Origin of the sequence: Mycobacterium colombiense CECT 3035 (assembly GCF_002105755.1) — a bacterium.
In the GTDB taxonomy this organism is placed as follows: Bacteria; Actinomycetota; Actinomycetes; order Mycobacteriales; family Mycobacteriaceae; genus Mycobacterium; species Mycobacterium colombiense.
Genome location: NZ_CP020821.1, coordinates 4,621,976 through 4,647,847, shown reverse-complemented (window position 1 = coordinate 4,647,847; position 25,872 = coordinate 4,621,976). Strand labels below are relative to the sequence as shown.

Here is a 25,872-nt window from a genome sequence, read left to right as displayed (position 1 = left end):
GGCCCGGTTCAGGACACGGCGGTATCAGACATACAGCGCGGTGAACGGCGCGACGGGGATGTTGCGCACCACGAACCAGGCCAGCACCAGCGACAGGGTCACGGCGGCGGCCCAGCGCCGGTGTTGCCAGCCGCGGATCCGCCGGCCCACCAGGCGCCCGTAGGTCCAGGCGAAGTAGGCCCACAGCAACAGCCCGACCGCCGCCAGGCCCAAGGCGTTGAACCTGGCGGCCGCCAACAGATTGCCGTGCATCAGCGAATACACCATGCGCAAGCTGCCGCATCCGGGACAGTCGATCCCCAACAACGCCTTGGTGGGGCATACCGGCAGCGGGCCGTGCGGGGTGGTCGGGTCACCCGCCCAGATGGCGGCGCACATCAACGTCGTGGCTGCGGCCACCACCAGTGGTGCACCCAGATTCGCGTGCGCCGCCCCCCAGCGGGTCCCCATGATCGGGCTCTAGAACATCGCGGCGAGTGCCGCATTGGTGTTCGTGTTCAGCGCACCGACCGCCATCAGGATGCCGTAGATGACGCCCACGACGACGCCGATGACCACCGACCAGATCACCCACTTCTTGGCGCTTTCGGCGGACGCCTGCGCCTCGGCGTAACGGCCCTGCGCCCACAGCCCATTCACCTGGCTCGACTTGACGATCGCCACGATTCCGAAGGGCAGACAGCAGAAGAGGGTCGCCAGGATCGACCACACCAGATAGTTATTCGGCGCTTGGCCGGCCGGCGGCTGCGGCGGGTAACCGGGCGAGGGCGGCGGCGGAGGAGGTGGGGGTTGTGTCATGGATGCTCCAGTCAAGGGGAGTTAGCTGGCGTAAAGCGGTGCTAACCATACCCGAGCGGACTGAGATCGGCACTAGCAATGAAGAAATCTTGTTTTGCGGCCACGGTCGAGACGGGCCCCCGGCACCCCCGTGCTCCCCGAAAGTCGGGATTATGGCGCCGCCTCAACATAATTCGTGACCCTGCGCGACGAGCGGCGCGGCACTATCATTTTCCTGGGCCTCTGCGGGCTCAGCCGAGGAAGGATGCCCACACAGACAATTGCCTGCGGAATGTATTGCTTTACCACGACATAGCCCTACTATCCGTGTTTAGAAGCGGCCGTTAAGGAGCCATTCATGTCTGATTTCAGCAACGCGCTGAGGGCGGCGACGGCGACGGCGCTCAGTGGCGGTCTGGCCTTAGCGGGCGGCGGCTCGGCGGGCGCGGATCCGGGCACCACCGGGAACGCTTCGGATATCAACGCGCTTGCGGCCTCGCTGTCGAAGGGCTACGGCCTGAACAACTGCTCCGCCCAGAACATCGACCGCGGCACACAACTGGCGGTGCTCACCTGCGGGCAGAGCCCCGACCCGCGCGGCCCGGTTCAGGCCAAGTACGTCCTGTTCGCCAACGCCGACAATCTGGCCACCTCGTTCAAGGCCACCATCAAAGAGGACGCCCTGGTTCCGTGCGGGGACGCCGGCCAGTCGCCATCCAGCTGGCACAAGGACGGTTCGACCGTCAGCGCCGGGCAGGCGGCCTGCGGCACGTACCGAAACGCCGCCGAGATCATCTGGACCACGGACGCCGGCAACACGCTGAGTTACCTGCGCGCGTCCAACGCCGACGTTGCGGCGCTCTACCAGTGGTGGCGCGCTAACGGGTGAGGTTGCCGCTGTGCCGCAACCGATTCCGTGAACCGCTAACCCAGAAACGTTCGCCCCTCTTTATTCCCCTCAACACAAGGAGTCAGGAAAATGTCACATTGGAACACCGCGCTGCGCGTCGTATCGGCAGCAGCTTTCACCGGCAGCTTGGCTTTCGCGGGTGTTGGCGCCGCGAACGCCGAACCCAACACCGGCAACGCGTCGGACATGAATACGCTGGCCGCCTCGCTGTCCAAGGGCTACGGCCTGAACAACTGCAAGCCGCAGGAGCTGACCGAAACCGGCGAACTGGCCGAACTCCTTTGCGGGCAAAGCCCCGACTCCAACGGACCGGGCTCCGGCGTCTACGCGCTCTTCTCCAACAGCACGAATCTGGGCTCGGCGTTCAGCTCCACCATCAAGGACGTGTCCCTGGCCGCGTGTGGGGACGCGGGCGCGTCGCCGGGAACCTGGAAGCAGAACGGCCAGACGGGCGGCCAGATCGCCTGTGGCACCTATAAGAACTACGCGACGTTGACCTGGACCACCGATGCCAAGAATGTGTTGGGTCACCTGACAGCCGCCAATTCCGACGTCAACGCGCTCTACCAGTGGTGGCGCACCAACGGCTGACGTCTACAGCTGAGCCGCAATCAAGTCCGCTACCGCGCGCATCCCGGCGGCGTTCGGGTGCAACGGAGCGGGACGTCCCGGTAGCGGGACACCGAATCGCGCCGGCAGCGTCGTCCACGGCTCCGCCGACCAAGCGTGGTGTTCGCGGCCCGCCGCCCCGGCGCGGATGATGTCGCAACCGGTCGCCGCGGCGGCGTCGGCCGTCATCGTCTCCAGTGTGGCGGCCACGTGCCGGCCCAGGTCGGCGTCGGCGGCCGACAGCGGCTCCGCCGGCACGCCCGGCGGCGGCAGGATCGTCAGGTAGTCGACGAAGAAGATCCGCGCCCGGGTGGATCGCTGACGCACGGCACGACCGACCGCGCACAGCGATTCAAACACCCCGTCCAGGGCGCGATCTCGCGCGTCACGGTCCAGCAGTTCGGCGATGCGATTCCCCAGCAGCGGCACGTGCCGCAGCGGGCGTGGCAGGGACGCGGCCATCAACAGGGGAACGTAGCCCACGTCGTTGCCGCCGATGGTCACCGTGACCAGGCTCTCGGTGCCGTCCAGGGCGGCGATCTGCGCCTGCGCGCCGCTCTGGCGCTCGGCGAGCACATTCGCGGTCGTCGCCCCGGAGAAGGTCACGTCGATCAGGTCGTACTGGTACCGCTGCGCAATCAGGTGGGCGTAGTTGCGTGCCGATCGGCCCGACCACCGCGGAGCCCCGCGGCGCGGGGCCGGATGCCCGGACCCGCGGCCATCGAACTACCCAGCGCGACATAACGACTCATCGTTGTGGGCTCGACGCCTGCGCCCAGAATCGCTTCGGGATGCGTCCGGCGCGCCGGGCCAGATAGCCGGCGGTGACGGCGGCGGCCATCGCGGCAGCCATCGCGGCGGGATCGGCGGCCCTGGTCACCGCGGTGGCCAACAGCACGGCGTCGCAACCCAATTCCATCGCCAGGGCGGCGTCGCTGGCGGTTCCGATGCCGGCGTCGAGCACCACCGGCACGCCGGCCCGGGCGACGATCATCTCGATGTTGTGTGGATTGGTGATGCCGAGGCCGGTGCCGATCGGCGACCCCAGCGGCATGACCGCCGCGCATCCGGCGTCCTCCAGCCGGCGCGCCAGCACGGGATCATCGTTGGTGTAGGGCAGCACGACAAACCCGTCATCGACCAATTGTTCTGCGGCTCGCACCAATTCGACGGCGTCGGGCAGCAGCGTGCGTTCGTCGGCGATCACCTCGAGCTTGATCCAGTTGGTGTTCAGCGCCTCCCGCGCCAGCTGTGCGGTGAGTACCGCCTCGGCCGCGCCGCGGCATCCCGCGGTGTTGGGGAGCGGCGTGATGCCCAGCCGGTTGAGCAGATCGAGCAGCCCGGTGCCGCCCTCGGCGTCGACGCGGCGGATCGCGACGGTGGTCAGTTCGGTGCCCGACGCGACCAGCGCCTCCTCAAGCACCGCGAGGTTGCTCGCTCCCCCGGTGCCCATGATGAGCCGCGACGCGAAGCTGCGGTCGCCAATCGTCAGTTTAGCGTCAGCCACCTTGCACCGCCGTCACTATCTCGAGCCGGGCACCATCGAAAAGTTTTGTAGCCCAACGGGATCGAGGTATCACCGCGTCGTCCAACGCCACCGCGACGCCGCGGTCCGGAAACCCCAGGGAATCCAGCAGCGCGGCGACCGTGGTGTGCGCGTCGACGTCGATGTTTTTTTCGTTGACCATGACGATCATCCGTGTGCTCCAACCAAGGCCAGTTCGGAAACGATCTGCTCTGCCGTCCAGGGCGCCAACAAAAATCCCGACCGGCCGTGGCCGGCGGCGACCAGCGTCCGCGCGTCCAGGCGATGCACCAGCGGCAGGTTGTCGGGGGTCATCGGGCGTAACCCGGCGGCGCACTCGGCCAGCTCGTATTCGCCCAGCGCCGGCAGCACCGCGCACGCGTCGTCGAGCAGGTCACGCACCCCCGACACGACCGGGGCGGTGTCGCGCCCGTGTTCGTATTGGGTGGCCCCGACGACCACCCCGTCGGCGCGCGGCACCAGGTACACCTGCCGTCCATGCACGCGGGCACGAACAACCCGCTGCGGCAACGGCATACAGCCCTTGCGCCACCGCAGGCGCAGCACTTCACCCTTGACCGGCCGCACCGGCAGCCCGGGCCACAGCGCCGGCGCGTCGATACCGTTGGCGATCACCACGGCGTCGCCCTCGACGCGCGACAGGTCGCGCACCGCCGGCGCCCATGCCACCCCGAGGCGCTCGCACTCCGCGCCCAACGCCTCCACCACCGCGCGGTTGTCCACGGCCAGCTCGGTGGGCGCCCGGAAGCCGTGCCGGATGCCCTGCGCCAGCAGGGGTTCGACGTCGCGGGCGGCCGACTCCCAGACCACCGGATGCCCCTGGGCGGACAACCAGTCCGCGACGGTGCGCAGGTCTTCGACGTCGGCGCGGTCAACGGCCACCACCAGCGACTCGCGCGCGGTGACCACCTCGACCGGCAGCCCGTCCAGGAAGCCGCCCTCGCGCCACAGCCGCAGCGATTCCAGGCCCAGCCGCAACAGCCGCTCTTCACCCGGCCAGCCCTCGCTGTGCGGAGCCAGCATGCCGCCGGCGACCCACGACGCGCCCTTCTGGTCGCTGCGGTGCACCCGGACCGACCACCCGGCTTGCGCGGCGCGCCGCGCCACCGCGAGCCCGATGACGCCGCCGCCGATGACGGCCAGCGACCCCAGCGGGGGACCCGAGGGCATCCCGGTCATTGTGGAGCCTCCCTTCGCCGGCATGATCCGGATCAGGTGTGACGGTAAGGGCAGATCCGGCTGGTCCGGCTGTGCCCACTCTCAGCCCCGCAGCTATACCCGGGACTCCCGTGTCTAGTAGTTCTCTTCGGCTCCACGCTAGCGCGCTAGCGTCTCGGTGTGCAGCGTCCCGTTGATAGTCGACTTTCCGTCCTGGCGACCGCGCGGTTGTATCTGTGCACCGACGCGCGCCGCGAGCGCGGCGATCTGGCCGAGTTCGCCGACGCCGCCCTGGCCGGCGGCGTGGACATCATCCAGCTGCGCGACAAGGGATCGGCCGGTGAGCAGCGGTTCGGCCCGCTCGAGGCGCGCGAGGAGCTGGCGGCGTGCCAGATCCTGGCCGGCGCGGCCCGCCGGCACGGCGCCTTGTTCGCCGTCAACGACCGCGCCGACATCGCCCGCGCGGCCGGCGCCGACGTGCTGCACCTCGGGCAGGGCGACCTGCCGCCGGCCATCGCCCGCGACATCGCCGGGCCGGACGTGCTGCTCGGGCTGTCCAGCCACGACCGCGAACAGGCCGCCGCGGCGGCGCGCGGCGAAGTGGACTACTTCTGCGTCGGCCCGTGCTGGCCCACCCCCACCAAACCGGGGCGAGCGGCGCCGGGCCTGGGCCTGGTGCGGGCCGCCGCCGAGTTCAACGCCGACAAGCCGTGGTTCGCGATCGGCGGCATCGACGAGCGGCGGCTGCCCGAGGTGCTCGACGCCGGCGCCCGGCGCATCGTGGTGGTGCGGGCGATCACCGCGGCCGCTGACCCGCGGGCCGCGGCGCGGCGGCTCAGCTCGGCGCTGGCAGCAGCGAGCTGATCCGCCGGGTCAGCTGCGAGGGCTCCTGGCCCGCGTCACCGGGGGTACACCAGACGAAGACGCCGGCCTCGATCTCGATCGTGCGCGGCAGGTATTGCCGTCGCTCGTCGCCGTGGTCCAGCGGCAACACCGCCGGCGCGGTGCGCAGCCGCTGCCAGCTGGCCGCGAAGCCGGGATGCAGCGGCAGGTCGGCCACCTCTGTTTCGGCGACCCAGCGCATCTCGGCGCTCTCCCGGTTGGGCACGGTGTGCAGCAACTCATCGGCGTCGGCGACGACGGTGGTGTAGCTCCAGTGCGTGCCGGCGATCCCGGCGACCTCGGCCGTGACCACGGTCGCGCGCACGGCGAGCCGCTCACCGACCAGCCCGGCCTCCTCGTTCGCTTCGCGGACCGCGGTCTCCTCGGGCGTCTCGTGGCTGTCCCGGGCGCCCCCGGGCAGGCCCCACGTCCCGCCCTGGTGGCTCCACACCGCGCGGTGCTGCAGCAGCACCGCGGGCGTGCCGTCGGGTTGCGGGGCCCGCACCAGCAAACCCGCCGCTCCGAACCGGCCCCAGTAATGGGCGCCGCTGTCGGAGATCACCCAGCCGTCACCGTCGCCCTGCACGGATTCAGGATATGCAGACTTGGTTTGGGCGTCGTCAATTGCGTCCGCCTCCACCCATCCACCCGAACATGCTCTTAGACTTCGCTTATAGAGGTCCGTGCAGCGAAACGAAATGGCCGAGAGATGAGGGCTGATAAGACGTGACGGTTGAGCTGGCGCACCCGTCGACCGAGCCGCAGGGATCGCGGTCACCGGCCGAACCGGCTCATCCACGCTGGTGGTTCATCTCGACGACGCCGGGCCGCATCTTGACCATCGGGATCGTGCTGGCCGCGCTCGGCGGCATCAGCGCCTTCGCCACCTCGACCACCATCAACCACCGGCAGCAGGTGCTCACCACGGTGCTCAACCACACCGAGCCGCTGTCGTTCGCCGCCGGGCGGCTCTACACCACACTGTCGGTCGCCGATGCCGCCGCCGCCACCGCGTTCATCGCCGAGGCCGAGCCGCAGCCGGTTCGCCAGCGCTACGAGCAGGCGATCACCGACGCGTCCGTCGCGGTGACCCGGGCGTCGAGCGGCCTCACCGACGAGCCGCTGGTGCAGCTGCTGGGCCGGATCAACGCCGAGCTGGCCGTCTACACCGGGCTGATCGAGATCGCCCGGACCAACAACCGGGAGGGCAACCCGGTCGGGTCGTCGTACCTGTCGGAGGCGTCGGGCCTGATGCAGTCGACGATCCTGCCCGACGCGGCCAAGCTGTATCAGGCGACGTCGGAGCGGGTGGACGCGGAGACCACCGCGTCGACGCAGATCCCGGCGCCGGTCATCATGGTGGTCGGCGCCACCGTGGTCTTCGGCGCCTTCTCGCACCGCTGGCTGGCCCGGCGCACGCGGCGCCGAATCAACCCCGGCCTGGTGGTGGGCGCACTCGCTATTCTCGTCATGGTGGTTTGGGTTGGAACTGCGCTGACCATTTCTACGACGGCCAGTCGTAGCGCGAAGGACACTGCCGCGGAATCCCTCAAGACCGTCACCAATGTCGCCATCACCGCGCAGCAGGCGCGTGCCGACGAGACGCTGTCGCTGATCCGGCGCGGCGACGAGGAGAAGCGCAAGCAGTCGTTCTATCAGCGCCTCGATTCCATGCACCGCCAGCTCGACCAGTACATGTCCCGCAGCGACGCGGTGGACAAGCCGGACCTGGAAGGCGCCGATCAGCTGCTGCTGCGCTGGCGCCAGGCCAACGACCGGATCACCTCCTACATCTCGGTGGGTAACTACCGGGCGGCCACCCAGGTGGCGCTGGGCAGCAGCGAGGAAGACTCCACCCCGGCGTTCGACAAGCTGGACGACGAGCTGGTCAAGGCGATGGACCAGGGCCGGATCCACCTGCGCAACGACGTCATCAACGCGCGCAGCGGGCTGTCCGGCGCCCAGGTCGGCGGCGTCGTGCTCAGCCTGGGTGCCGCCATCGCAGTGGCGCTGGGCCTGTGGCCGAGGCTGAAAGAGTATCGATAATGATCCGCCTGCCCCTGCTTCGCCGGGCGTGCACCGTGGCCGCCGCCGCGGTGCTGCTGGCGGGCTGCGGACACACGGAATCGCTGCGGGTGGCCAGCGTCCCGACGTTGCCGCCGCCGACACCGGTCGGCATGGAGCAGTTGCCGCCGCAGCCGCCGCTGCCGCCCGACGGCCCGAACCAGAACTGCGACCTGACGGCCAGCCTGCGGCCCTTTGCCACCAAGGCGGAGGCGGACGCCGCGGTCGCCGACATCCGCGCCCGGGGCCGGCTGATCGTCGGGCTCGACATCGGCAGCAACCTGTTCAGCTTCCGCGACCCGATCACCGGTGAGATCACCGGTTTCGACGTCGACATCGCCGGCGAGATCGCGCGCGACATCTTCGGGGCGCCGTCCCACGTCGAATACCGGATCCTGTCCTCGGACGAACGGGTCACCGCGCTGCAGCGCTCCGAGGTCGACGTCGTGGTCAAGACCATGACCATCACCTGCGATCGGCGCAAGCAGGTGAACTTCTCGACCGTCTACCTCGACGCCAACCAGCGCATCCTGGCCCCGCGCGACTCGTCGATCGTCAAGGTCTCCGACCTGTCCGGCAAGCGGGTCTGCGTGGCCAAGGGCACCACGTCGCTGCACCGCATCCAGCAGATCGACCCGCCACCGGTGGTGGTGTCGGTGGTCAACTGGGCCGATTGCCTGGTGGCGATGCAGCAGCGCGAGATCGACGCGGTCAGCACGGACGATTCGATCCTGGCCGGGCTCGTCGAAGAGGACCCCTACCTGCACATCGTCGGCCCGAACATGGCCACCCAGCCCTATGGCATCGGGGTCAATCTGAACAACACCGGACTGGTGCGGTTCGTCAACGGAACCCTGGAACGGATCCGTCGCGACGGCACCTGGAACACGTTGTACCGCAAGTGGTTAACGGTGCTGGGCCCCGCGCCGGCTCCACCCGTACCGAGGTACCTGGACTGATGGCCGAGCCGGAGAAGCAATCCGAGCAGCCGGATTCCGGCCCGGAAGAGGCTGCAGACGTGGGCCCCGGCACCCAGCCGGCCGACGTCCAGACCGGCGGTCCGGCGACGGGACGGCTGCAGGCGACCCAGGCGCTGTTCCGTCCCGACTTCGACGACGATGACGACGACGACTTTCCCCACATCTCGCTGGGCGCTACAGACACCGATCTGCAGGACCGCATGACGGTGGCGACGCGCTCGGTGCCGGCGGTCCGGCAGCTCGGCGGTGGCCTGGTCGAGATCCCGCGCGGGCGGGACATCGACCCGCGCGAGGCACTGATGACCAATCCGGTGGTGCCGGAGTCCAAGCGCTTCTGCTGGAACTGCGGCAAACCGGTCGGGCGGTCCAGCAAGAAGGCCAAGGGCACGTCGGAAGGCTGGTGCCCGTCCTGCGGGAGCCCGTATTCGTTTCTGCCGCAGCTCAATCCGGGTGACATCGTTGCCAACCAGTACGAGGTGAAGGGCTGCATCGCGCACGGCGGACTGGGCTGGGTGTATCTGGCGGTCGATCACAATGTCAACGACCGGCCGGTGGTGCTCAAGGGCTTGGTGCACTCCGGCGACGCGGAGGCGCAGGCGATCGCGATGGCCGAGCGGCAGTTCCTGGCCGAGGTGGTCCACCCGCAGATCGTGCAGATCTTCAACTTCGTCGAGCACACCGACCAGCACGGAAATCCGGTCGGCCTCATCGTCATGGAGTACGTCGGCGGTCAGCCGCTGCGGCACGGGAAGGGCGAGAAGCTGCCGGTCGCCGAGGCCGTTGCCTACGTGCTGGAAATCCTGCCCGCGCTGAGCTATCTGCACTCCATCGGCCTGGTCTACAACGACCTGAAGCCGGAGAACATCATGCTCACCGAAGAGCAGCTCAAGCTGATCGACCTGGGCGCGGTGTCGCGAATCAACTCGTTCGGATACCTGTATGGCACACCGGGTTTCCAGGCGCCCGAGATCGTGCGGACCGGCCCCACCGTCGCCACCGACATCTACACGGTGGGCCGCACGCTGGCCGCGCTCACGCTGAACCTGCAGACCCGCAACGGCCGCTACGTCGACGGCCTGCCCGAGCACGACCCGGTGTTGACCACCTACGACTCCTTCCGACGGTTGTTGCGCCGCGCCATCGATCCGGACCCGCGGCGCCGGTTCTTGAGCACCGAGGAGATGTCCGCGCAGTTGATGGGTGTGCTGCGCGAGGTGGTCGCCGCTGACACCGGGGTGCCGCGGCCCGGCCTGTCGACCATCTTCAGCCCCAGCCGCTCGACGTTCGGGGTGGACCTGCTGGTCGCACACACCGACGTGTACCTGGACGGTCAGGTCCACTCGGAGAAGCTGACCGCGCGCGAAATCGTTACCGCGCTTCAGGTTCCGCTGGTCGATCCGGCCGACGTCGCGGCCCCCGTCCTGCAGGCGACCGTGTTGTCCCAGCCGGTCCAGACGCTGGACTCGTTGCGCGCGGCCCGGCACGGGACGCTCGACGCCGACGGCATCGAGGTGTCCGAGTCGGTGGAGCTGCCGCTGATGGAGGTGCGCGCGCTGCTGGATCTGGGCGACGTGGCCAAGGCCACCCGCAAGCTCGACGACCTGGCCGAGCGGGTCGGCTGGCAGTGGCGACTGGTGTGGTACAAGGCCGTCGCCGAGCTGCTCACCGGCGACTACGATTCGGCCACAACGCATTTCACCGAGGTGCTGGACACGTTCCCCGGCGAGCTGGCGCCCAAGCTGGCGCTGGCCGCCACCGCCGAGCTGGCCGGCGACGTCGACGACCACAAGTTCTACGAGACGGTGTGGAAGACTAACGACGGCGTGATCTCGGCCGCGTTCGGGTTGGCCAGAACGCTGTCCGCGGAAGGGGATCGGGCCGCCGCGGTGCGCACGCTGGACGAGGTGCCGGCCACCTCGCGGCACTTCACCACCGCGCGGCTGACCAGCGCGGTGACCCTGCTGTCCGGCCGGACCAAGAGCGAGATCACCGAAGAGGACATCCGCGACGCGGCCCGGCGGGTGGAGGCGCTGCCGCCCACCGAGCCCCGCGTGTTGCAGATCCGCGCGCTGGTGCTGGGCTGCGCGATGGACTGGCTGGAAGACAACAAGGCCAGCACCAACCACATCCTCGGATTCCCGTTCACCGAGCACGGTTTGCGGCTGGGCGTCGAGGCGTCGCTGCGCAACCTCGCCCGCGTCGCCCCGACCCAGCGGCACCGCTACGCGCTGGTCGACATGGCGAACCGGGTGCGGCCGACCAGCACTTTCTAGGGTCTGGCCGTCGAGTGTGAACTCACGGCTTTCGGTGTGAATCCCGGGCGGCGACACGCCGGCAAGCCCCGCTCTGGGCTCACACTCAAAGCCGAGGATTCACAGCCGATTTCGCCAGCGCCGCACGTACCCGGCGGACGATGCCGGCGGGCCGGTCCTCGGCGACGACCCGCACGACGATCCAGCCCTGCCGCTCGAGCGTCTCCGCGCGGTGAATGTCTTTGACGTATTGCCGTCGGTCGGTGCGGTGCTGGTCGCCGTCGTACTCTACGGCGACCAGGCGTTCCTGCCAGCCCAGGTCGAGGTAGGCGACCGGAAGGCCGTCGACCCCGAGCACGGGAATCTGGGTCTGCGGCCGGGGCAGGCCGGCGTCGATGAGGAGCAGCCGCAGATAGCTTTCCCGCGGCGACTGCGCGCCCGGGTCGACCAGGTCGAGCGCGGCTTCCAGCCGCCGCAGCCCGTGCGTGCGTGGGTGTGCCTTGGCGACCCGCAGCGCGTCGTCGACCTTGAAACCGGTTGCGCGGGCGAGCGCGTCGAGGCGGACCACCGCGGAGCGGACGGCCCCGCGGCGGCCGATGTCGAAGGCCGTTCGCTCCGGTGTGGTGACGACGAGCCCGTCGCACAGCTGCGTCTCGCCGACACCCAGCGTTTCGCGGCGCGTCAGCACCCCGTCCGGTGGACGGCTGTTGCTGTGTATCAGCTCGACCGGAACCTCGTCGGGGATCCACTGCGCGCCGTGCAGCGCCGCCGCGGCCGCTCCCCCGATGACGGCCTTGCGCCCCGACCACAACCACGCCGCCCGGGTGCGCACCCGCAGCGAGGGCGCCACGTGCGCGGGCACGTAGACGTCCGGAAAGATCGGCCGGTAGGCCGCCCGCAGCCGATGGCGACTCAGCCGTCCGGACGCCAGTTCCTCGCTGCCGATCAGCGGAGCATCTCCCATGCCGCGACCATCGCACGCGCCTGCGGCATGGCGTGTACCTGCATACACAGGCGTCGCAAGCAAATCGCAAGGAAGTCCGTGCACAGTTATCGCATGGCAGGCCAGTCCCCCGCGTGGGTCAGCACGGCCCGCATGCTGCGCCGGGCCGGGTTCGGGGTGACCGGACCCGAGGTCGACGCGGCCGTCGGCCGGGACTGGCCCGGCTACGTGGACGCGATGCTGTCCACCGATCCCGCCGCCGATCCCGGCGCGGTCGCCACCCCGATGCCCGCCCTCGCCGCGGCGAGCCCGCCGGGCAAGCGCGCCACGCCGGCCGCGCACAAGCAATACAACGAGCAGGTGACCGAACAGCTGGGTGTGCTGTCGGACTGGTGGATCCGTCGCATGGTCCACGTGCGGCAGCCGGTGCACGAAAAGCTGACCCTGTTGTGGCACAACCACTTCGCCACCTCGGCGCAGAAGGTGCGGGTCGCCGCGTACATGGCCGCGCAGAATCAGAAACTGCGCGCGGGGTCGCTGGGGAATTTTCGCACCCTCGCGTACGCGATGCTGACCGACGCCGCGATGCTGCGCTGGCTGGACGCGCAGAGCAGTACCGCCAAGGCGCCCAACGAAAACCTGGCCCGCGAGTTCATGGAGCTGTTCGCGTTGGGACATGGCAACGGCTACACCGAGGGCGACGTGCGCAACGGGGCGCGGGCCCTGACGGGGTGGGTGATCGGCGCCGGCGGCACGACCTCGATGGCGCCCAAACGCCATGACGCGAACGCCAAGACGCTGTTCGGGCGGACCGGCAACTTCGATGCCGCCGGATTCTGCGATGCCGTGCTGGCGCAATCCAAATCGGCCGAATACGTCGCGGGACGGCTGTGGCGACAAGTGGCGTCCGACGATCCGGCGTCGCCGCCGGTGCTCGAGCGGCTGGTCGCCGCGTACGGGCCCAACCGCGACCTGCGCGCGCTGACGCGGGCGGTCCTGACCGACGACGAGTTCACCTCGGGGCGGGCCGCGCCGAACAGCAAAGTCAACACCCCGGCCGAATGGCTCGTCGGCGTCATCCGGGCCCTGCGGGTGCCGGTCGACGATCCCAAGCGCCTGAAGATGATCGACGCGACCTTGCGCACATTGGGCCAGCGCCCGTTCTATCCACCCAACGTCGGGGGCTGGCCCAGCGGCCAGGTGTGGCTTTCGACGGCCAGCGCCGGGGTCCGCCTGCGCGCCGCGACCGAACTGGCACACGCCGGCGATCTCTCCGGTATCGAGGGCACCGCCGCCGGCGACCGCATCGACGCGGTCGGCTATCTGATCGGCGTCGGCTCCTGGTCTGACCGCACCGCCCGCGCGCTGCAGCCGCTGGTGCGCCAGCCGGCGCAGTTGGTCGCGACCGCCGTCAACACCCCCGAATACCTGACGTCCTAGCGAGATCAGCCATGACCGAGATGAACCGTCGCCGATTCCTGATCGCCAGCGCGGGCGCCGGTGCGGCCGGGCTGTTGTCCGCAACCGTCGCCGTCGACTGGCCGGACCTGATGCGCGCGGCACGGGACCGTCCGCTGGCCGACGGCGCCGGCATCCTGGTGATCGCCACGCTCTACGGCGGCAATGACGGGATCAACACCGTGATTCCCTACGCGGACAACGCCTATCACGACGCCCGGCCCGAACTCGCCTACGCCCCGGGCGATGTGTTGCACCTCGATCAGCAACTCGGGCTCAACCCGGCGATGAAGGGACTGGCGGGGCTGTGGAACCAGCGTCGCCTGGCCATTGTGCGCGGCGCGGGCTACCCGAAGCCCGACCACAGCCACTTCCGGTCCATGGACATCTGGCAGACCGCGTCACCGGCCGAGCCGGTGTCGACGGGCTGGATCGGCCGCTGGCTCGATGCCACCGGAGACGATCCACTGCGGGCGGTCAACATCGGCGCCGTGTTGCCCCCGCTGGCCGTCGGCGCCAAGTGCACGGCCGCGGCGCTTTCGCCGGGCGGCGGGCCGGGCAAGGCGGAGAAATTCGACGCGGTGATGGCCGCCCTGGGCGACGACGACCCCGAGGACACGCCGGCGATGGCCGCGGTGTGCAAGGCCTACCGCGCCGCGCGCACGGCCGATACCACCTTCGCCTCAATGAAACCCGCCGCCAAGGAGCACAATTCGCTGTCCGCCCAGCTGAGCGTGGTGGCCCAGGCCATCAAGGCCCGCGTCCCCACCCGGGTCTACACGGTGCAATTGGGCGGCTTCGACACGCACGCCGGCGAGCGCGGGACCCAGCAGCGGCTCCTGCAGACGTTCGACGAGGCGGTGACCGCGTTCGTCCAGGAGATGGCCGGCCGCGACGTGGTGCTGCTGGCGTACTCGGAATTCGGGCGCCGGGTGCGGGCCAACGCCTCGCAGGGCACCGACCACGGCACCGCTGGCCCCGTCTTCGTCGCGGGTACCCGGGTGAACGGCGGCTTCTACGGCGAGCAGCCCAGCCTCACCGACCTCGACAACGGAGACCTGAAGTACACCACCGATTTTCGTGACATCTACGCCGAGCTGCTGGCGCGAACGGTCGGGACCGATCCCGCGCCGTCGGTCGGCGCCGGCCGCAACACCCTCGGCTTCCTATCCGGCTAGCACGTTCACGCAGTCGCGGGCGATGGCCAGTTCTTCGTTCGTCGGGACCACCAGCACGGCGACCGGTGAATCGTCGGCGGAGATCTGGCGTGCGCCCTTGCCGCCGCCCAGGTTGCGGCGCTGATCGAGCACGATGCCCAGCTCCTCCATGCCGGACACCGCGTCGCGGCGCACCGCCGGGTCGTTCTCGCCGATCCCCGCGGTGAAGCTGATGACATCGGTGTGGCCCAGCACCGCCAGGTAGGCCCCGATGTACTTGCGCAGCCGATGGGTGAACACGCTGTACGCCAATTGCGCCGCTTCGTCACCGGATTCGATCATCGTCCGCAGCCGGCGGAAGTCACGCTCACCGGACAGGCCCAACACGCCCGAGCGCTGGTTGAGCATCGACTCGACGTCGTCGACCCCCAGCCCGGCCGTGTGCGCGAGGTAGGCGACGACGCTGGGGTCGATGTCGCCGCTGCGCGTGCCCATCACCAGACCCTCCAGGGGCGTCAGGCCCATGGAGGTGTCCAGCGGCCGGGTTCCGGCGATGGCCGAAGCGGAGCAACCGTTACCCAGATGCAGCACAATTTGTTTCAGGTCGCCGACCGATCGGTCCAGAAACGCTGCGGCCTGCTCGCTGACGTACCGGTGTGACGTCCCGTGAAACCCGTACCGGCGGATCTGATACCGCTGCGCCAGGTCGCGATCGATGGCGTAGGTGGCCGCCGCGGGAGGCAGGTCGTGAAAGAAGCCGGTGTCGAACACCGCGATGTGGGCGATGTCGGGCAGCAGTTTGCGCGCGACCTCGATGCCCTTGAGGGCCGGCGGATTGTGCAGCGGGGCCAGCTCCGACAGCTCGTCGAGCTTGCCGATCACCGCGTCGTCCAGCAGCGTGGGCCGGTGGAAGGTGTTGCCGCCGTGCACCACCCGATGGCCCACGGCAACGATGCCGCTGGCCTTCAGGTCGATGCCGTCGCCGGCCAGCGTGTCGAACGCGCGGCGCAGCGCGGCGTCGTGGTCGGGCACCGACGAGGCCTCCTCCCCGATCCGCTCGACGAGGCCCGTCGCCCGTGCTTCACCCGAATCCGGTTCGACCACTTGATATTTCAGGGATGACGAGCCGGAGTTGATCACCAACACCAGGCGCGCGTCGCCACCGCCGGTCATGGCTGCCCCTGCGCCTGGATCGCCGTGATGGCCACGGTGTTGACGATGTCCTCGACCAGCGCGCCCCTGGACAGGTCGTTCACCGGCTTGCGCAGGCCCTGCAGCACGGGCCCGATGGCGAGTGCGCCGGCGCTGCGCTGCACCGCCTTGTAGGTGTTGTTGCCGGTGTTGAGGTCGGGGAAGATCAGCACGGTGGCGCGGCCGGCCACCGGCGAGTCGCGCAGTTTGGTGGCCGCTACCGACGGTTCAATCGCCGCGTCGTACTGGATGGGGCCCTCGACCGGCAGGTCGGGGTCGCGCGTGCGCACCAATCCGGTTGCCGCCCTTACCTTGTCGACGTCGGCGCCGGTGCCCGAGTCGCCGGTCGAGTAGGACAGCATCGCCACCCGCGGTTCGATGCCGAACCGCGCCGCGGTGCGCGCCGACGAGATCGCGATGTCCGCCAGCTGCTCGGGTGTCGGGTTCGGGATGATCGCGCAATCGCCGTACGCGAGCACACGATCCGGCAGGCACATCAGGAAGATGCTGGACACCGTCGAGACGTCGGGGACCGTCTTGATGATCTCGAACGCGGGACGGACGGTGTGGGCGGTGGTGTGCGCGGCGCCGGACACCATGCCGTCGACGTAGCAGTTGTGCACCAGCATGGTGCCGAAATAGGTGCTGTCGCGCATGACCTCGCGGGCCTGCTCGACGGTGACGCCCTTGGCCTTGCGCAACTCGGCGTACTGGTCGGCGAACTCGTCGCGCAGCCTGCTTTCACGTGGGTCGATCACCGTGGCATCACCGAGGTCCACGCCGAGTTCGCCCGCGCGCTGGCGGATTCGGGCCTCGTCACCCAGGATGGTCAGGTCGGCGATGCGGCGCTGCAGCACCCGACCGGCGGACCGCAGGATCCGGTCGTCGTCGCCTTCGGGAAGCACGATGTGCTTACGATCCGAACGGGCCTGCAGCGTCAGCTGGTGAATGAACATCTGCGGCGTGACGACGGTCGGGATCGGAAGGGCGAGCTGCGCAAGCAGATCGGTGATGTCGACGCGGCGGTCCATCAGCTCCAGCGCGGTGTCGATCTTGCGCTGCGACGTCGCGGTGACCCTGCCCCGCGCCGACGCCGCCGCGCTGGCGGTGTCGTAGGTGCCCAGTGCGGTGGCGACGATCGGTAGCCGCAACCGAAGCCCCGCGACCAGGGCGGCGATGGACGGGTGCAGCGTGAAACCGCCGTTGAGCACGATGCACGACAGCGACGGAAAACCTTCCGCGGCATGGGCACTGGCGACGGCGAGCACCACGTCCGAGCGGTCCCCGGGGGTGATGACCGCGATGCCGTCACGCAGCCGCTCCAGGACGTGGTCGGCGGTCATCCCGGCGACCAGCACGCCGGTGACCTCGCGTTCGCGCAGCGACTCCTCGCCGCTGACCGGCGTTCCACCGACCGCCTTTTCCAGTTCGGCCACCGTCGGAGCCGACAGCAGCGGTTCCTCGGGCAGCACGTAGCTGCGCTGCGCGAAATTGCGCAGGGCCGCGGCGATGTCGGTCAGCCTGTCCGGATCACAGCGGTTGGCCACCACCGCCGCGGTGTGGGCGTGCTGGGCGTCCAGCTCGGCCAGGCAGACGTCGATGACGCCGGCGATCTCGGCGGCCGTGCGCCCCTTGCCGCTGACCGTCAGCAGCAGGGGCGCACCGAGGTTGACCGCGATGCGCGCGTTGGTGGAAAGTTCCGCCGGCCGTGCCACGTCGGTGTAGTCGCTGCCCACGATCACCACGACGTCGCATGCCTCGGCCACCGCGTGATAGGCGTCCACGACGGCGGCCAGGGCGGCGTCACCGTCGGCGTGCAGCTGCTGGTAGGTGACGCCGACGCACTGCTCGTAGGACAGGCCCGCGGTGGTCCGCGTCAGCAGCAGTTCCAGGATGTAGTCGCGCTCGTCGCCGTCTGAGCGCGTAATGGGCCGGAACACACCGACTTTCGCGACCGTCGCGGTCAACCGGTGCAGCAGCCCGAGCGCAATGGTCGACTTGCCGGTCTCCGGCTCGGGGGCGGCGATGTAGATCGCTGTCACTGAACTGACACAGCGCCGGAGACCATTCGGCCGCCCCTCAGGCCAGCCGCCGCAGCCGCGGCGCCAGGTCCTTCTCGAACAGCTCCAGGAACCGGCGTTGGTCGTGGCCGGGCGCGTGGAACACCAGGTGGTTGAGGCCCCACTTGACGTACTGGCCGACCTTTTCGACCGCCTCGTCGGGGTCGGATGCCACGATCCAGCGCTTGGCGACCTGCTCGATGGGCAGCTCATCGGCGGCCTTCTCCATCTCCAGCGGGTCGTGGATGCTGGTCTTCTGCTCGGCCGTCAGCGACAGCGGCGCCCAGAACCGGGTGTTCTCCAGCGCCTTGTCCGGGTCGGTGTCATAGGAGATCTTGATTTCGATCATCCGGTCGATGTCGTCGGGGTTCTTTCCGGCCGCCTCGGCGCCCTCCTTCATGGCGGGCATCAGCTTGTCCTTGTACAGCTCCTCGCCCTTGCCCGAGGTACAGATGAAGCCGTCGCCGGCCCGCCCCGCGTACTTGGCCACCTGCGGGCCGCCCGCGGCGATGTAGATCGGGATGCCGCCCTCCGGAACGTCGTAGATGGAGGCGCCCTTGGTGTGGTAGTACTCGCCCTCGAAGTCGACGCGGTCGCCGAGCCACAGCTCACGCATCAGCCGCACCGATTCGCGCAGCCGGGCGTAGCGTTCCTTGAACTCCGGCCACTCGCCCTCGTAGCCGGTGGCTATCTCGTTGAGCGACTCGCCGGTGCCGACGCCGAGGAAGATGCGATCGGGGTAGAGGCAGCCCATCGTGGCGAACGCCTGCGCGATGACCGCGGGGTTGTAGCGGAAGGTCGGGGTGAGCACCGAGGTGCCCAGCACCAGCCTCTTGGTGCGCTCGCCGACGGCGGTCATCCAGGCGAGCGAGAACGGGGCGTGTCCGCCCTCGTGCCGCCACGGCTGGAAGTGGTCGCTGACGGTTGCGCTGTCCATGCCGTGCCCTTCGGCGGCGACAGCGAGTTCGACGAGCTCGCGCGGTGCAAATTGTTCAGCGGACGCTTTGTATCCGAGTTTCAGTTCAGCCACGAGTCTTTTCTACTCCTGTGCCGACGGTCGCGACCCGCCGCGCCCGGCTCCTACACTCGCGGGCATGGGATCGGCGCCGACTCTCGTGCAAGTGACCGACACGGTGTACCTCGCCCAGGGCGAGGCCGTTAACTGGACGCTGGTGGTCGACGGCACCGGCGTGCTGCTGATCGACGCGGGATATCCCGGCGACCGCGAGGACGTGCTGTCGTCGCTGCGGGAACTGAGCTACGGCCCCGGCGACGTGCGCGCCGTCCTGCTCACCCACGCCCACATCGACCACCTGGGCTCGGCGATCTGGCTGGCCAACGAGTACGGCACCGACGTGTACTGCCACGCCGAGGAGGTGGGGCACGCCAAGCGGGAGTACCTGGAACAGGCGTCGGTTTTCGATGTCGCCCTGCGTATTTGGCGGCCGCGCTGGGCGGCCTGGGGGTTGCACGTGCTGCGCAGCGGCGGCCTGATCCGCGACGGCATCCCGTCCACCCGGCCGCTGACCGCCGAGGTCGCCGCCGGCCTGCCGGGCCACCCCAGCGCGGTGTTCACCCCGGGGCACACCAGCGGGCACTGCTCGTACGTGGTCGACGGCGTGCTGGTCAGTGGCGACGCGCTGATCACCGGGCACCCGCTGCTGCGCCGCAGCGGGCCGCAGCTGCTGCCGGCGGTGTTCAGCCACAGCCAGCAGAATTCGCTGCGCAGCCTGGACGCGCTGGCCCTGCTGGACACCGAGGTCTTGCTGCCCGGGCACGGCGACGTGTGGCGCGGCCCCATCCGGGAGGCGACCGCACGGGCCATCGTGCTGGCCCAGTGACCGGAGAAGTCTTGTGAATTCACACCTTTGAGTGTGAAACCTTGGTATCGAGTGTGAACCTACGGCGGCCGTTGTCGGCGTGTCGCCACCAAGGATTCACACTGAAAGCCGACGATTCACACTCAACCGGCGAAGGCCGAAGACGGCCGAAGCAGACGGTCAGATCAGCCACTTCTCGAAGGCGATCGGCAGGAACGGACCCCACGACGGCAGCGGGTCCGGCTCGATCCGGGTATACCCCGTCGCGTCGTACAGCGCCTCGGCCTCGGGCTGCCGGTTGCCGGTGATCAGGTAGAGCCGCCGATACCCGCGCGCCCGCGTCTCGGCCTCCAGCTCCGCCAGCAGCGCCCTCGCGTAGCCACGGCGGCGGTGGGCGCCGTCGGTCCAGATCCGCTTGAGCTCCGCGGTGTCGGCGTCGTAGCGGCGAAACGCCCCGCCGGTCACCGGCACGCCGTCCACCACGCCGATCAGCAGGCCACCGTCGGGCGGCGCCAACTCGGCCCGCGGCACGGGCAGCCAGGTCAGGTGGGTGCTCGGCGTGCCGCCGTACCGCTGCGCATACTCGACGGCCAGCTCGGCCAGCAGCGGTTGCGCCAGCGGGTCGTCGTGAGTTGCCGACACGAACCGCAGTTGGCCGTGCGGCGGGCAAGGTTCCGGCATCACCAACACTCAAACGCGTGTCGCGGTGACGTATTCCGGGATGAACTCCGAATCGCCGGCCCCGGTGCGCCGCCGCCTGCCCAGCCCTATCGCGCCCAGCAGATCGTTGATGCTCCGACCGGCTGTCTCCCAGCCATTCGACGCCAAATACTCTGGCACGTAGTGGTATTCGCCGGGATAGGTCAGGCTGGCCAGGTCGACGTCCAGGCCGCGCTGCCGCCAGCCGTCGACGAAGGCGCGCTCGGCCCCGAGCTGCAACGGATTCCAGGTGGGCATGTGATCGGCGGTGAACCGGCTGCCCGGCGCGCTCGAGGCGGTGACGCCGTTCAGCAACTGATTGTGCTCGTCGGGCGGTAGATACCCGACGAGCAGCTGCTCGGCGACCCAGACCGTGGGCTGGGCGGCGTCGAACCCGACCCGACGCAGCGCCGCCGGCCAATCCTGTTGCAGGTCAACGCCGATCGCGCATCGGTGGGTCGCCAATTCGGCGTCCAGCTCGTGCAGCACTTCGGATTTGAAGTCGAGCACCTGAGGTTGATCGATCTCATAGACGGTGGTCCCCCGCGGCCACCACAGCCGATACGGCCGGGTGTCCAGGCCCGACGCCAGGATCACCACCTGCCGGATGCCCGCGCGGCCGGCGTCGGCCAGGAATTCGTCGACGAACCGGGTGTGCGCCGCCAGCGCGTCCATCAAGGCCGTCATCGCCGGGTCGTCCCCGTCGTCCTCGGCGAACACGTGATCCTTGATCGCCCGGGTGAGGTAGTCGATCCCGACGGCGCACAGCAGCGGCTCGGCGAACGGGTCGCTCAGCAGGCCTTTGTGAGTGGCCACGGCCCGCGCGGCCGCTCCGAAGGTTGCGGTCACCGCCACGTCGGCCGTCTGCGCCATGGTCGCCTCAGACGCCGGAGCGACGCCGCAGGGCCAGCCCGGCGGCCACGCGCCAGCCGAGCAACAACAGCGCGGTGACCGTCGTCGCCACCACCACGAAGCTCGCCGCCACCCCCGCGGAGGTCGCCTTGCGCAACAGCATGCCGACGACCACGGTGGACAACCACACGATGACCCCGGTCGGTGCCACCGCAGTCGGCCGCCGCCACCCGCGGGAAATCAGCCAGCCGACCACGGTGCCGGTGAGAAACGGCCACGCCGTCACGGCGATGCCGGTGACATTGAGGCCTTCGTCGTGGCTGCGGCGCCCCACGGCGCAGAACACCAGCACGCCGATCACGTCCACCGCGAGCCAGGCCGGCCGCTGGAGCCTAAGCATGCAGGCAGACTACCGGGACGCCGCGCGTTCCTTGACCGCGCAGCCGCGGTGAACCTAGATTCGTCGGGAATGAATGCCCATTCACTCCGGCGGCCCGGCGGTGGTGACCGGGGCCCCGACGATGGCAGGCTGATCCCATGAGCACCAAGACGCCACCCGCCTTCGACCGCGACGACCCACTCGGCCTCGACGCCTCGCTCTCCAGCGACGAGCTAGCGGTGCGCGACACCGTGCGGGAATTCTGCGCCGAGCACGTCCTGCCGCACGTCGCGGAGTGGTTCGAAATCGGTGACCTGCCGGTCCGCGAACTGGCCAAGGGATTCGGCCACCTCGGCCTGCTGGGCATGCACCTCGACGGGTACGGCTGCGGCGGCGCCTCCGCCGTGCACTACGGGCTGGCCTGCGTGGAGCTGGAGGCGGCCGACTCCGGCCTGCGCTCGATGGTCTCGGTGCAGGGGTCGCTGGCGATGTTCGCGATCTGGAATTTCGGGTCCGAGGAGCAGAAGCAGCAATGGCTGCCCGGCATGGCCACCGGTGAGCTGCTCGGCTGTTTCGGGCTGACCGAACCCGACGTCGGCTCCGATCCGGCCGCGATGAAAACCCGCGCGCGCCAAGATGGTTCGGACTGGGTGCTGAACGGCCGCAAGCTGTGGATCACCAACGGCTCGGTCGCCGACGTCGCGGTGGTCTGGGCCGCCACCGACGACGGGATCCGCGGCTTCGTCGTGCCGACCAAGACGCCGGGGTTTTCCGCCAACACGATTCATCACAAGCTGTCGCTGCGCGCGTCGATCACCAGTGAGCTGGTGCTCGATGACGTCCGGGTGCCCGCCGACGCGATGCTGCCCGAGGCCAAGGGGCTGCGTGGGCCGCTGTCCTGCCTGTCCGAGGCCCGGTACGGAATCATCTGGGGTTCCATGGGGGCGGCCCGCTCGGCCTGGCAGGCCGCGCTGGATTACGCCACCCAACGCACCCAGTTCGGCCGCCCCATCGCCGGCTTCCAGCTGACCCAGGCCAAGCTCGTCGACATGGCGGTCGAGCTGCACAAGGGTCAGCTGCTGTCGCTGCACCTGGGCCGCCTCAAGGACAGCGTCGGGTTGCGACCCGAGCAGGTCAGCTTCGGCAAGCTCAACAACACCCGTGAGGCCATCAAGATCTGCCGGACCGCGCGAACCATATTGGGCGGCAACGGAATATCGCTGGAATATCCCGTGATCCGGCACATGGTCAACCTGGAGTCGGTGCTGACGTACGAGGGCACCCCGGAGATGCATCAGCTCGTCCTCGGCCAGGCGTTCACCGGCAGCGACGCCTTCCGCTGACACAGGAGCACCGATGGCCACACGCCTGCAGTACACGTCCGAGCACCACCAGTTCCGGGACCTGGTCACCGATTTCGTCCGGCAGACGGTGGTGCCCAACCACGAGAAGTGGGAGCGGGACGGCCAGTGGGACCGCTCGCTGTTCGTCGAGGCGGGCAAGCTCGGGTTGCTGGGCTTCTCGGTGCCCGAGCATCTCGGCGGGCCGGGCGTCTGCGACTTCCGCTACAACGCGATCGTGATCGACGAACTGCAGCGAGCGGGGGCGGCCGCCGAGGCCATCGCCTTCACGCTGCAAAACGACGTGGTACTGCCGTATCTCACCGATCTGACCACGCCGGAACAGCAACAGCGCTGGCTGCCCGGCGTGGTCACCGGCGAAACGGTGCTCGCCATCGCGATGACCGAGCCCGGAACCGGCAGCGACCTCGCCGGAATCCGCACGACGGCGGTGCGCGACGGTGACGACTACGTCGTCAACGGCGCCAAGACGTTCATCTCCAACGGACAGATCGGCGACCTCTTCGTCATCGCGGTGCGCACCTCGCCGGACCGCCACCACGGGCTGTCGCTGCTGGTCGTCGACCCCGCCACGCCCGGCTTCTCCCGCGGCCGCAACCTGGAGAAGATCGGCCTGCACGCCCAGGACACCAGCGAGCTCACCTTCACCGATATGCGGGTGCCGAAGGCCAATCTGCTCGAGGAGGAGGGCAAGGGCTTCTACCAGCTGATGAAGAACCTGCCCCAGGAACGGCTCGCGCTCGGGGTGGGGGCGGTGGCCGCCGCCGAAGGCATCCTCGCCGAGACCCTCGACTACGTGCGCGACCGCACGGCGTTCGGCTCACCGATCGCCAGCTTCCAGAACACCCAATTCGTGCTCGCCGAGCTGGCGACCGAAATCGACATCGCACGTACCTATCTCGACGACTGCCTGGCCGAGCACCTGGAGGGTGAGCTGACGGCCGCCCGTGCCGCCCGGCTGAAATGGTGGACCACCGACCTGCAGGTGCGCACCGCAGACCGCTGCCTGCAGCTGCACGGCGGGTACGGCTACATGCGCGAATACGGCGTGGCGCGCGCCTTCGTCGACGCCCGCATTCAGACCATCTACGGCGGCACCAACGAGATCATGAAGACGATCATCGCCAAGGACCTGGGCATCTGAGGGTGTGATGGTCACCGATTACAGCGAGCTGCCGGTCGAGGAGGCGGTGCGGGCGGCCCGGGCCGGCTCGCGGCGCCGTCAGGTCCTCGACGCCGCGGTCAAGGTCATGGGCCGCAACGGGTTTCATCAGATGTCCATGCAGGATCTGGCCGCCGAGGCCAAGGTCAGCGTCGGCCTGATCTACCGGTACTTCGGCGGCAAGGAGGACCTGCTGCTCGCGACGATCGTGCGGATCCTGGACGCGTTCCGCGATCAGCTGGCCCCGGTCATCGCCGCGGCCGGCGACGACGTCGTCGACCAGTTGACCGCGGGTGTGCGCCGCTACATCGAGATCGTCGACGAGAACCTCGACGGGGTGGTGCTGACCTACCGCGAGAGCCGCACCCTCGCGGCGCCGGGCCGCAGCCAGATCAAGGACCTCGAAATCGCCACCGCCGCACCGCTGCGCGCGGTCGTCGAGGCCGGCATCGCCCAGGGCGTCTTCCGTCGCGTCGATGTCGACCTCACCGTGGTCGACATCGTGCTGCTCGCCCACGGCTGGGCGCTCAAGCAGTGGCACTTCGGGCCGATCTACAGCGTCGATGAGTACATCGCGCTGCAGACCCGCCACGTGCTGACCGGCTTGATTGCCGAGGACCGCCGCGCCGACTACGCGCACGTGCTGAAATGAAGGGCATGAGAATCACCGCCCGCGCGATGCGCACCATGGCCGCGCTGCTGGCCCTGGGTGCCACCACCGGGATGCCCGCGGCGGGCGCCGATGCCGCGCTGCCCGCGATGACCTCCAGCGGCGCCGGCCCGATCATCGGCGGAGGCTCGGCCGCCGGGCAGGGAATCTCGCAGCAGCTCTTCAGCTTTGGCAACCCCAATACGGTCCAGGAGGTGGACGGCTCGGACGCGGCGCAATTCATCACGGCCGCGGCCGGCTCCGCCAACCAGCAGCTCGCGGGCCCCTTCGCGCTGCTGCGCCGGGCGTTGACCTGCCAGACCAACAACGCCGGATTCGGCGCCCGCGCCTATCGGCGCAACGACGGCCAGTGGGGAGGCGCGATGTTGGTCGCGGCCAAGAGTGCCACCCCCAATGTCGACAGCCTGGTCGCCTGTGCCAAGACCAACTGGCGCAGGACGACCGCCGGCGGCGAAGCCGCGATGTGCAACAACGGCTGGACCACTCCCACCTCCTACGAAAGCCGCCGCGGCGAGACGTATTACATCCTGCTCGCCGGCACCGCCGCCGACTTCTGCAGCGACCTCAACGCCAAGTACAAGAGCGACGCCAACGCGTGGCCGTTCTAGGCCCAGCTGAGGCGCCGCCCCGCGGCCGTTCGAAACCGATTGCCCGGTTGACAGTTTCGCCGCGACGTCGCCACCGCCGATTTGGCCGCCGACTTGAATTCATATCCCGCTAGCGCACGGCGACGCCGAGCAGCCGGAAATTAGCGTCCCAATATAGCCGCACCGACTTAGCCGCGCAGGATATTTCCATTTCTGCGGTGTGCGCAATTTTGCTGAAATCGCATTCGGGTCGAGCCGGCCGCGTCCGGCCGGCGATCGCGAGTCATCCGTTTGACGAATCGGGCGGTGATATTCGCGAAATCCCTTATCCACGAGCCGTTGAGCACGTAAGCTA

At 69.2% G+C, this 25,872-nt stretch carries 26 protein-coding genes and 1 pseudogene; 13 read left to right on the top strand and 14 right to left on the bottom strand.

Annotated features, from left to right (window positions below; genetic code table 11):
* Positions 1-24 precede the first annotated feature (24 nt).
* Positions 25-450, bottom strand: coding sequence for a DUF2752 domain-containing protein (locus B9D87_RS21835; protein WP_007768465.1), 426 nt, complete (start codon positions 448-450; stop codon positions 25-27).
* 9 nt (positions 451-459) lie between these two features.
* Entirely contained in the window at positions 460-798 is a 339-nt protein-coding gene (locus tag B9D87_RS21830) for a CD225/dispanin family protein (protein WP_040629335.1), read from the bottom strand.
* 337 nt (positions 799-1,135) lie between these two features.
* Between B9D87_RS21830 and B9D87_RS21825 the strand changes: the two genes are divergently transcribed.
* Both B9D87_RS21825 and B9D87_RS21820 read left to right on the top strand, forming a co-directional pair.
* Positions 1,136-1,666 (top strand): hypothetical protein, encoded by a 531-nt coding sequence (locus B9D87_RS21825; protein ID WP_007768468.1) that lies wholly within the window; start codon positions 1,136-1,138, stop codon positions 1,664-1,666.
* Positions 1,667-1,756: 90 nt separating this feature from the next.
* Positions 1,757-2,278: a hypothetical protein gene (locus B9D87_RS21820; protein ID WP_007768471.1), complete on the top strand. Its 522-nt coding sequence runs from the start codon at positions 1,757-1,759 to the stop codon at positions 2,276-2,278.
* 3 nt (positions 2,279-2,281) lie between these two features.
* Here B9D87_RS21820 and B9D87_RS21815 read toward each other — a convergent pair.
* The 4 genes and pseudogenes from B9D87_RS21815 to thiO form a co-directional block, all read right to left on the bottom strand.
* Positions 2,282-3,048, bottom strand: a pseudogene (locus B9D87_RS21815) (SGNH/GDSL hydrolase family protein).
* On the bottom strand, positions 3,045-3,803 hold the full coding sequence (locus B9D87_RS21810; RefSeq protein ID WP_007768474.1) for a thiazole synthase: 759 nt from the start codon (positions 3,801-3,803) through the stop codon (positions 3,045-3,047). The pseudogene B9D87_RS21815 and the gene B9D87_RS21810 overlap by 4 nt, the downstream one beginning before the upstream one ends.
* Positions 3,796-3,993: a sulfur carrier protein ThiS gene (gene thiS / locus B9D87_RS21805; protein ID WP_007768477.1), complete on the bottom strand. Its 198-nt coding sequence runs from the start codon at positions 3,991-3,993 to the stop codon at positions 3,796-3,798. The genes B9D87_RS21810 and thiS overlap by 8 nt, the downstream gene beginning before the upstream one ends.
* Positions 3,990-5,012 carry a glycine oxidase ThiO gene (gene thiO / locus B9D87_RS21800; RefSeq protein ID WP_007768483.1) on the bottom strand — a complete coding sequence of 341 codons (1,023 nt, stop codon included), beginning with the start codon at positions 5,010-5,012 and terminating at the stop codon, positions 3,990-3,992. The genes thiS and thiO overlap by 4 nt, the downstream gene beginning before the upstream one ends.
* Before the next feature lie 168 nt (positions 5,013-5,180).
* Here thiO and thiE point away from each other — a divergent pair, with 168 nt between their 5' ends.
* Positions 5,181-5,864: a thiamine phosphate synthase gene (gene thiE / locus B9D87_RS21795; RefSeq protein WP_040629341.1), complete on the top strand. Its 684-nt coding sequence runs from the start codon at positions 5,181-5,183 to the stop codon at positions 5,862-5,864.
* Here the strand turns inward: thiE and B9D87_RS21790 are convergent.
* Positions 5,836-6,468 carry an NUDIX hydrolase gene (locus tag B9D87_RS21790; protein WP_040629343.1) on the bottom strand — a complete coding sequence of 211 codons (633 nt, stop codon included), beginning with the start codon at positions 6,466-6,468 and terminating at the stop codon, positions 5,836-5,838. The genes thiE and B9D87_RS21790 overlap by 29 nt on opposite strands.
* A 140-nt stretch (positions 6,469-6,608) precedes the next feature.
* Here B9D87_RS21790 and glnX point away from each other — a divergent pair, with 140 nt between their 5' ends.
* The 3 genes from glnX to B9D87_RS21775 are packed head-to-tail and all read left to right on the top strand — an operon-like array spanning position 6,609 to position 11,199.
* The gene (gene glnX, locus B9D87_RS21785) at positions 6,609-7,928 is read left to right on the top strand and encodes a protein kinase G-activating protein GlnX (RefSeq protein WP_007768490.1); all 1,320 of its coding nucleotides are present in this window, start codon (positions 6,609-6,611) and stop codon (positions 7,926-7,928) included.
* A complete protein-coding gene (locus B9D87_RS21780) occupies positions 7,928-8,905 on the top strand; it encodes a glutamate ABC transporter substrate-binding protein (RefSeq protein ID WP_007768492.1) in 978 nt (325 codons plus the stop codon). The genes glnX and B9D87_RS21780 overlap by 1 nt, the downstream gene beginning before the upstream one ends.
* Entirely contained in the window at positions 8,905-11,199 is a 2,295-nt protein-coding gene (locus tag B9D87_RS21775; protein WP_007768500.1) for a serine/threonine-protein kinase PknG, read from the top strand. Before B9D87_RS21780 ends, B9D87_RS21775 begins: the two co-directional genes overlap by 1 nt.
* A gap of 85 nt (positions 11,200-11,284) precedes the next feature.
* Here B9D87_RS21775 and B9D87_RS21770 read toward each other — a convergent pair whose 3' ends face one another.
* On the bottom strand, positions 11,285-12,142 hold the full coding sequence (locus B9D87_RS21770; RefSeq protein WP_007768503.1) for an endonuclease domain-containing protein: 858 nt from the start codon (positions 12,140-12,142) through the stop codon (positions 11,285-11,287).
* 93 nt (positions 12,143-12,235) lie between these two features.
* Here B9D87_RS21770 and B9D87_RS21765 point away from each other — a divergent pair, with 93 nt between their 5' ends.
* Together B9D87_RS21765 and B9D87_RS21760 are read left to right on the top strand one after the other, a co-directional pair.
* The gene (locus B9D87_RS21765) at positions 12,236-13,561 is read left to right on the top strand and encodes a DUF1800 domain-containing protein (RefSeq protein WP_007768506.1); all 1,326 of its coding nucleotides are present in this window, start codon (positions 12,236-12,238) and stop codon (positions 13,559-13,561) included.
* A gap of 11 nt (positions 13,562-13,572) precedes the next feature.
* A complete protein-coding gene (locus B9D87_RS21760; protein ID WP_007768508.1) occupies positions 13,573-14,757 on the top strand; it encodes a DUF1501 domain-containing protein in 1,185 nt (394 codons plus the stop codon).
* Here the strand turns inward: B9D87_RS21760 and B9D87_RS21755 are convergent.
* Genes B9D87_RS21755 through fgd form a run of 3 tightly spaced genes read right to left on the bottom strand, consistent with a single transcriptional unit; the run spans position 14,746 to position 19,017 of the window.
* Positions 14,746-15,909, bottom strand: a complete 1,164-nt coding sequence (locus B9D87_RS21755; RefSeq protein ID WP_007768510.1) for an acetate kinase — start codon at positions 15,907-15,909, stop codon at positions 14,746-14,748. The two genes, B9D87_RS21760 and B9D87_RS21755, sit on opposite strands and share 12 nt — an antisense overlap.
* Positions 15,906-17,969: a phosphate acetyltransferase gene (gene pta, locus B9D87_RS21750; protein WP_007768511.1), complete on the bottom strand. Its 2,064-nt coding sequence runs from the start codon at positions 17,967-17,969 to the stop codon at positions 15,906-15,908. The genes B9D87_RS21755 and pta overlap by 4 nt, the downstream gene beginning before the upstream one ends.
* A 37-nt stretch (positions 17,970-18,006) precedes the next feature.
* Positions 18,007-19,017 (bottom strand): glucose-6-phosphate dehydrogenase (coenzyme-F420), encoded by a 1,011-nt coding sequence (gene fgd / locus B9D87_RS21745; protein ID WP_007768513.1) that lies wholly within the window; start codon positions 19,015-19,017, stop codon positions 18,007-18,009.
* A gap of 64 nt (positions 19,018-19,081) precedes the next feature.
* On the opposite strand from fgd, the gene B9D87_RS21740 reads away from it, so the two are divergent.
* Entirely contained in the window at positions 19,082-19,828 is a 747-nt protein-coding gene (locus B9D87_RS21740) for an MBL fold metallo-hydrolase (protein ID WP_040629345.1), read from the top strand.
* 159 nt (positions 19,829-19,987) lie between these two features.
* Here B9D87_RS21740 and B9D87_RS21735 read toward each other — a convergent pair whose 3' ends face one another.
* Genes B9D87_RS21735 through B9D87_RS21725 form a run of 3 tightly spaced genes read right to left on the bottom strand, consistent with a single transcriptional unit; the run spans position 19,988 to position 21,758 of the window.
* Entirely contained in the window at positions 19,988-20,491 is a 504-nt protein-coding gene (locus B9D87_RS21735; protein ID WP_040629564.1) for a GNAT family N-acetyltransferase, read from the bottom strand.
* 6 nt (positions 20,492-20,497) lie between these two features.
* Positions 20,498-21,379 carry an SAM-dependent methyltransferase gene (locus B9D87_RS21730; RefSeq protein ID WP_007768519.1) on the bottom strand — a complete coding sequence of 294 codons (882 nt, stop codon included), beginning with the start codon at positions 21,377-21,379 and terminating at the stop codon, positions 20,498-20,500.
* Positions 21,380-21,386: 7 nt separating this feature from the next.
* Complete coding sequence (locus tag B9D87_RS21725; RefSeq protein WP_040629349.1) at positions 21,387-21,758, bottom strand: DUF3054 domain-containing protein; 372 nt, start codon at positions 21,756-21,758, stop codon at positions 21,387-21,389.
* Between the two features lie 137 nt (positions 21,759-21,895).
* Between B9D87_RS21725 and B9D87_RS21720 the strand changes: the two genes are divergently transcribed.
* From B9D87_RS21720 to B9D87_RS21705, 4 genes are read left to right on the top strand one after another with little or no spacing between them, the layout of a single operon-like run.
* Positions 21,896-23,080: an acyl-CoA dehydrogenase family protein gene (locus B9D87_RS21720; protein WP_007768533.1), complete on the top strand. Its 1,185-nt coding sequence runs from the start codon at positions 21,896-21,898 to the stop codon at positions 23,078-23,080.
* Between the two features lie 13 nt (positions 23,081-23,093).
* Positions 23,094-24,242 (top strand): acyl-CoA dehydrogenase family protein, encoded by a 1,149-nt coding sequence (locus B9D87_RS21715; RefSeq protein WP_007768536.1) that lies wholly within the window; start codon positions 23,094-23,096, stop codon positions 24,240-24,242.
* 7 nt (positions 24,243-24,249) lie between these two features.
* Positions 24,250-24,912 carry a TetR/AcrR family transcriptional regulator gene (locus B9D87_RS21710; protein WP_007768538.1) on the top strand — a complete coding sequence of 221 codons (663 nt, stop codon included), beginning with the start codon at positions 24,250-24,252 and terminating at the stop codon, positions 24,910-24,912.
* 5 nt (positions 24,913-24,917) lie between these two features.
* Positions 24,918-25,538: a hypothetical protein gene (locus B9D87_RS21705; RefSeq protein WP_007768541.1), complete on the top strand. Its 621-nt coding sequence runs from the start codon at positions 24,918-24,920 to the stop codon at positions 25,536-25,538.
* Positions 25,539-25,872: the final 334 nt, after the last annotated feature.